At 58.3% G+C, this 6,751-nt stretch carries 7 protein-coding genes; 2 read left to right on the top strand and 5 right to left on the bottom strand.

Annotation, left to right across the window (positions count from 1 at the left end; translation table 11 throughout):
- Nucleotides 1-197, bottom strand: a 197-nt coding sequence (locus tag B3Y70_RS01225; RefSeq protein WP_349678904.1) for a zf-HC2 domain-containing protein, incomplete at its 3' end; no start/stop codon positions are given.
- Complete coding sequence (locus B3Y70_RS01230) at nt 194-793, bottom strand: sigma-70 family RNA polymerase sigma factor (protein ID WP_014420382.1); 600 nt, start codon at nt 791-793, stop codon at nt 194-196. The genes B3Y70_RS01230 and B3Y70_RS01225, both read right to left, overlap by 4 nt.
- Before the next feature lie 235 nt (nt 794-1,028).
- Here B3Y70_RS01230 and B3Y70_RS01235 point away from each other — a divergent pair, with 235 nt between their 5' ends.
- Nucleotides 1,029-2,066: an AraC family transcriptional regulator gene (locus B3Y70_RS01235; RefSeq protein ID WP_278350083.1), complete on the top strand. Its 1,038-nt coding sequence runs from the start codon at nt 1,029-1,031 to the stop codon at nt 2,064-2,066.
- 27 nt (nt 2,067-2,093) lie between these two features.
- On the opposite strand, the gene speA is transcribed toward B3Y70_RS01235, so the two are convergent.
- Entirely contained in the window at nt 2,094-4,007 is a 1,914-nt protein-coding gene (gene speA, locus B3Y70_RS01240; protein ID WP_278350084.1) for a biosynthetic arginine decarboxylase, read from the bottom strand.
- Between the two features lie 138 nt (nt 4,008-4,145).
- Here speA and speE point away from each other — a divergent pair, with 138 nt between their 5' ends.
- On the top strand, nt 4,146-5,027 hold the full coding sequence (gene speE / locus B3Y70_RS01245; RefSeq protein ID WP_011784066.1) for a polyamine aminopropyltransferase: 882 nt from the start codon (nt 4,146-4,148) through the stop codon (nt 5,025-5,027).
- 63 nt (nt 5,028-5,090) lie between these two features.
- Here speE and B3Y70_RS01250 read toward each other — a convergent pair whose 3' ends face one another.
- Nucleotides 5,091-6,362, bottom strand: coding sequence for an ammonium transporter (locus B3Y70_RS01250; RefSeq protein ID WP_011784067.1), 1,272 nt, complete (start codon nt 6,360-6,362; stop codon nt 5,091-5,093).
- Between the two features lie 67 nt (nt 6,363-6,429).
- On the bottom strand, nt 6,430-6,750 hold the full coding sequence (gene glnK / locus B3Y70_RS01255) for a P-II family nitrogen regulator (RefSeq protein ID WP_288589083.1): 321 nt from the start codon (nt 6,748-6,750) through the stop codon (nt 6,430-6,432).
- Nucleotide 6,751: the final 1 nt, after the last annotated feature.

The following is a 6,751-nucleotide window of genomic DNA, read 5'->3' on the forward strand; positions in this document are numbered from 1 at the left end:
TCAAAGCTCGAATCAGCCACCGTCACCTTCGGCTGGTGATCCATCATGACAGCGCCCAGGCTGTTCAGAGTATCGACCCGGCTACGGCAGTGGGGGCACTGCTCCAGATGCAGGCGGATGCACAGTGCATGGGGCTCGCTCAGGTTGCCCGCACTGTACTCCATCAGACTCAGGCTGTCGGGATGGTGCCGTGTCATACGTTTTGATCCTGCAAAATCACTTTCAGTTTGTTCAGTGCCAGGCGAACCCGGCTTTTCACGGTGCCGAGAGGAATGTTGAGCTCATCTGCCACCATCTGGTGGGATTTGTGCTCCATATATACCTTCGCGATTACGGTAATCTGCTCTTCCGGGAGCTGGCTCAGCGACTCCCGGATGCGCCGCTCGGACATCAGGCGATGCAGGGAGGTGACTGGTTCGTCTTCGTTATCACCCGGGATCTGCCAGAGATCCTCGGTTTCCACCGCCATCTCAGCACTGGTGCGCTGCATTTTGCGCAGCATATCAATGCGCTGGTTCCGGGCAATGGTGAAAATCCAGGTGGATGCCGCCGCCTTGCGCCAGTCGTAAAGACAGGATCGGCGCCAGATAGAGACGAAGACTTCCTGCACCAGCTCTTCCGCGTGGCTGGCCAGCCCGTTCGAAATTGCGTAGTACTTGATCTGCGGGGCAAAGTGCTCGAACAAAGCATGATAAGCCGCCCGATCCTGATGCTTGCCGACTTTTTCCAACAAAACACCCCAGGGGTCTTTGCGCCCTTCGGTTTTCGTTGGTTGCTGCTCCAGTGTTGTCACCGGGCGCTCCTTGACAGTTATCGTATTTGAGCTGGCTATGGTCATCATTCTATGCACTCGTCACAGATTTGTCAGTGAGAGTGTTTACGCAATGGATTACCGGGCGGATTCATGGATTCCGAAAAAATTGTCGGGATGGCCAGAAGGCCGGAAGAACTGCGTCACCGGGGTTATTGCCGGTTGCCCCGGCAGGGGCTAGTCTGATCGGTAAAACAACGATCAAAAATTCCAGACCATGAACGCAACGCTCTCCAGTGGCTCTTTGCCCGTTATGCGGGTGCATTACGCTGAAATTCTCTGCCAATTGGCAGAGGAGCGTGGGGTGCGTCGTTCGGAACTCGTGTCAGTGGCCGGTATTCGAAACAGCCAGCTCAGTCATCCCGACAATTTCATTACGCTCGATCAGTTCACGGCGTTATGCCAGCAGGCACTGACCCGCTGTGGTGATGAATGCCTGGGGCTGGAATACGGCAAACGTCTGAAGTTCACCGCGCACGGAGCCCTGTCCCAGGCTGCCATCAGTTGCGACACCCTGGAGCAGGCGCTGGCGGTGTTGATCAAATATTTCCGGATCCGGTTCGCCTATATGTCGCTGGCGTTCTTCGTCGAGGATGAGGATGCAGTGATTCAACTGGAAATTCACCACGACACCGAGAAGCTTCATCGGTTTAATATTGAAGTGGTGATGGCCACCCTGATGGACGTGAATTACCTGTTATTCGGCACTCAGTTACTGGATGGCGGGCGGTGCCTGGTGGATTACCCTCGCCCCGAGGATGTTGAGCGCTACCAGTATCTGTTCGGCGGCAAGGTCACGTTCTCGGCGGGAGTAAACCAGTTGCGCTTTCGCAAGTCGTTTCTGGGGTTACCGATGTCACTGTCCAATCCGGTTGCCCGCCGGGTGGCAGAAGCCCAGTGCGAGGAAGAAATGCGCCAGATGGAAGCTTCTGCCTCGGTGAGCGATCGGGTCTTGCGTTTGCTGGAGTCTGCCCGGGATGGGCGTTTGCCCGGCCTCGAGGATGTGGCGCAGCAAATGGGGGTGTCGCCACGAACGCTTCGGCGGCAGCTCTCCGCCGAGGGTGGCGGGTTTCATGGTCTTCAGGAGAGTGTGCGACATCAGCGGGCCCGGGAGCTGCTGTTGCGCCATTCGGCGATGAGCATTGACGAGATCGCCGAGCATCTGGGTTACAGCGACCCGTCCAATTTTGGCCGGGCCTTTCGCAAGTGGGAAGGAGTCTCGCCCTCGGCCTGGCGCCGGGACAATCAGACCTGATCACGCCTTTTCGTCCGTCCTGACGATTTATCCTTCCTCCAGGTAGGTATAGCCCTCAAGCCCGGAGGACAGCTCGGCCAGCAGCGTTTGCTGCAGCTCTGCAGCCAGGCCGCTGTGCCGGAACTTCTGCCGGTAGGCCTCAAGCAGGTTGGCGGGCTCGAAATTCACATAACGCAGTACTTTCGCCACGGTGTCCCCGGTAATGGGTTCCCCCACCTGATATTGCCCCTGTTGGTCCAGCTTCACGTCCACCGAGTGGGTATCCCCGAACAGGTTGTGCATATCGCCAAGGATTTCCTGATAGGCGCCGGTCATGAAGAAGCCCATCAGCAAAGGGGACTCCGGGTCGTGTTCGGGCAGTGGCAAGGTGGTTTCGATGCCCTGGCCGTCCACGTACTGATCAATCCGGCCGTCCGAGTCACAGGTGATATCCTGGATCACGGCCCGCCGGTTCAGTGACCGGTTAAGCCCGTTGATCGGCATCACCGGGAAAATCTGATCGATGCCCCAGACATCGGGCAGGGACTGGAACAGGGAAAAGTTCACGAACAGTTTCTCCGCAAGCTTCTCGTTCAGCTCGTCGATGATTTCCCGGTGCGCCCGGTTGGCGCTGTCCAGCTCGGCCCGGAGCATCCGGCAGCAGCGCACGTACAGGGTTTCGGCCTGGGCCCGCTCCTGCAGGGACAGCAAACCGTGGGCAAACTGGGCGTGGACATCGGCCATGGCGTGCAGGATGTCGTGATAGATTTCCGCCAGTGAGCGGGGCGAGCCTTCATCCTGAAGACTTTCCAGGTCTCGCCAGAGATCCTGCAGCGGCGCGGGGGCCTCAGCAGCGGGTTCCGTAGGCTCGCGGTTGTCCGGGTATTCGCGGTCAATCACATTGGTGACCAGTACCGAATGATGGGCGGTGAGCGCCCGGCCGGATTCACTGATCAGGTCCGGGTGCGGGATACCCTGGCGGTCACACTCGGACTGCAGCACGTGCACCACGTTGTAGGCGTATTCGAATACGCTGTAGTTCATGGAGCAGCTACTGCGGGAACGGGTTCCTTCGTAGTCGACACCCAGGCCGCCGCCGATATCGACGGTACCGATGGGGGCGCCCATAGCGTGCAGTTCCGTGTAGAAGCGAGCGCACTCACGCAAGCCGGTCTGGATGTCCCGGATATTGGCAATCTGTGAGCCCAGATGGAAATGCAGCAGTTGCAGGGTGCCCAGGGCTCCGGCCTGTTTCAGGGTATCCACCACATCCAGCACCTGGCTGGCAGACAGACCGAACTTGGACTTCTCGCCCCCGGTATTCTGCCAGTTGCCCTTGCCAATAGTCGCCAGCCGGGCTCGCACGCCAATCAGCGGGGAAATGCCCAGCTTTTTTGCTTCTTCCAGAATCAGTGGCAGTTCCGACTGCTTTTCCACCACGATAAACACCCGGTGACCCAGTTTCTGGCCGATCAGTGCCAGGCGGATGTACTCCCGGTCCTTGTAGCCGTTGCAGACAATCACCGAACCGGCCTGCTTTGCCAGCGCCAGTACGGCCATCAACTCCGGTTTGCTGCCGGCTTCAAGGCCCACCTGGTTGGCCGAGGCGGCCGGTTCGGCTGACAGCAGTTCTTCCACCACCCGGCGCTGCTGGTTTACCTTGATGGGGTAAACCGCCGTATAGCGGCCCCGGTAGCCCTGCTCCTGAGTGACTTTGTTGAAGGCATTGCAGAGCTTGTTGACCCGGTCATGCAGGATATCGGTAAAGCGAATCAGAACCGGCAGGGGCACACCGGCTTCGGCCAGCGAACGAGTCAGCGCCGGCAGGTTGATGCGGGCGTCGCTTCTGCCCCGGTCCGGGCAGATTTCAACCTCGCCCTGACCGTTGACTGAAATGTATCCGTCACTCCAGTGAGCGATGTTGTAGACCTTGTGGGCTGGTGATGCAGCGGTTTCAGCCATTGTTGCTATCCTGTCAGGAAACCCGGGGCGGCCGGCGGGCCGGTAACAGGCTGCATTGTAGGAGCTGACCACTGCACCTACAATACGCCCCTTTCAGATGCCCCGGCACATTGCAGCGGCACACAGTGGGAGACAGACATGACCGCATTGAACGAAGGCTGGTTCACCGAGGTATTTCAGGACCAGGGCACCGCTTTTTCCCTGCAGGTAAAGCGCAAGCTCCATGAAGAGCAGACGCCATTTCAGAAACTCGAAATCTATGAAACCGAAACCTTCGGCAACCTGATGGTTCTGGACGGCTGTGTGATGCTGACCACCAGGGACAATTTCCTGTACCACGAAATGATGACCCATCCTGCGCTGTTCACCCACAAGGACCCGAAAAAAGTGGTCATCGTCGGTGGTGGCGACTGCGGCACCCTGAAAGAAGTGCTGAAACACCCTGGAGTGCAGGAAGCCTGGCAGGTGGAGATCGATGAGCGGGTAACCCGCATGTCTGAGAAGTATTTTCCAGAACTGTGCGAAGCTAATGGCGACCCCCGTGCCAACTTCTTTTTCGGTGATGGCATCCAGTGGATGCGTGATATCGAGCCGAACAGCATTGATGTGCTGATTATCGACAGTACCGACCCGGTGGGTCCTGCGGAAGGCCTGTTCGCACTGGATTTCTATCGCGATGCCATGTTGGCCCTGAGGGAGGGCGGTATCATCGTGCAGCAGAGCGAATCCCCCCTGCTGCACACCAATACCATCATCAAGGACATTCACGATGACATGCACAAAGCCGGTTTTGGCCATGTGCAGACATTGCCATTCCCCCAGCCGGTATACCCCACGGGCTGGTGGAGCTGCACCATGGGCAGCAAGGAAAACCCGCTGAAGTATTTCCGCGAGGAAGATGCCAACAACCGCCCCTTTGTCACCCGTTACTATAATGCCGGGGTGCACCACGGTGCCTTGGCCATGCCGCAGTTTATGGTGGATGCGCTGGAAGATGAGGTTCGCCCGGAAGAGGGTTGAACCAGAGCTTAAAGAAAAAGGGCGCCACAAGGGCGCCCTTTTTTATTCCGGTAGGTAGCGGTGTTACTGCTTGCCGCTGACAAACTCCGGATAGGCTTCCATACCGCATTCGGAGAGGTCGACACCTTCGTACTCTTCCTCTTCGGTCACACGGATGCCCATGACAGCCTTCAGGATACCCCAGACGACCAGACTGGCTACGAATACCCAGATAAAAATGGTCAGGGCGCCGATGATCTGGCCGCTGAAGCTCACATCGCCGTTGGTAACCGGTACCAGTAGCAGGCCCAGCAGACCACAGACACCGTGGGCAGAGATGGCGCCGACCGGATCGTCGATGCGCAGCTTGTCCAGAGTGACGATGCTCAGTACCACCAGGATGCCGCCCAGGGCGCCCCAGATAGTGGCTGTCAGCGCGCTCGGGGTGGATGGCTCGGCGGTGATTACCACCAGACCGGCGATCGCACCGTTCAGCAGCATGGTCAGGTCAGCCTTGCCAAACATCAGGCGAGCGGTGATCAGGGCGGCAATAGCGCCACCGGCAGCGGCTGCGTTGGTGTTCAGGAACACCATGGCCACGGAGTTGGCACTGGCTACGTCGCCGAGTTTCAGTACAGAACCACCGTTGAAACCGAACCAGCCCATCCACAGGATGAAGGTACCCAGAGCGGCCAGCGGCATGTTGGCGCCCGGGAAGGCACGGATTTCACCGTTGGGGCCGTATTTGCCTTTACGCGGGCCAAGCAGCAGTACGCCAGCCAGGGCCGCAGCGGCACCTGCCATGTGTACGATGCCGGAGCCGGCGAAGTCACTGAAGCCAAGATCACCGAGGTTGTACATACCGAACACATCGGCGCCACCCCAGGTCCACGCGCCTTCCAGCGGGTAGATAAAGCCAGTCATGAAGACCGCGAATACCAGGAACGCCCACAGCTTCATGCGCTCGGCAACCGCGCCGGACACGATGGACATGGCGGTGGCCACGAACACGACCTGGAAGAAGAAGTCAGAGGCCGCCGAGTAGATGGAGCCGCCGGTGAAGCCGTCTTCACGGGTGGCGAAGTCACCCAGTACGCCGTCCACGTCCACATCGGCGATGCCGGAGAGGAAGACGTTACCGCCGTACATGATGGCGTAACCGCACACCAGGTACATGGTGCAGGCCACGGCAAAGAGCGCGACGTTCTTGGTCAGGATTTCGGTGGTGTTTTTAGCACGCACCAGGCCGGACTCGAGCATGGCAAAGCCTGCGGCCATCCACATGACTAATGCGCCACACACGAGAAAATAAAAGGTATCTATTGCATACTGCAGGTGAAAGAGATTGCTTTCCATAGGAAGCCCTCCGCACAAGGCTCTTCAGGTTATAAGTTTTTTGCGTTGGCTAGGTGTCAGTTCTGGATCAGACTGCTTCTTCGCCGGTTTCGCCTGTCCGGATCCGGATAGCCTGTTCCAGTTCAGTCACGAATATTTTGCCGTCGCCGATCTTGCCGGTGTTGGCTGCCTTGGTGATGGCTTCGATGACCTGGTCCAGCAGGTTGTCGCCAATGGCGATCTCCACTTTGACCTTGGGCAGGAAATCCACCACGTATTCCGCGCCACGATAGAGCTCTGTGTGGCCTTTCTGCCGACCGAAGCCTTTGACTTCAGTGACGGTTACGCCTTGTACGCCAATCTCGGATAGTGCCTCACGGACATCATCCAATTTGAAAGGCTTGATGATC

This window comes from Marinobacter sp. UBA5687 (genome assembly GCF_002420325.1).
In the GTDB taxonomy this organism is placed as follows: domain Bacteria; phylum Pseudomonadota; class Gammaproteobacteria; order Pseudomonadales; family Oleiphilaceae; genus Marinobacter; species Marinobacter nauticus.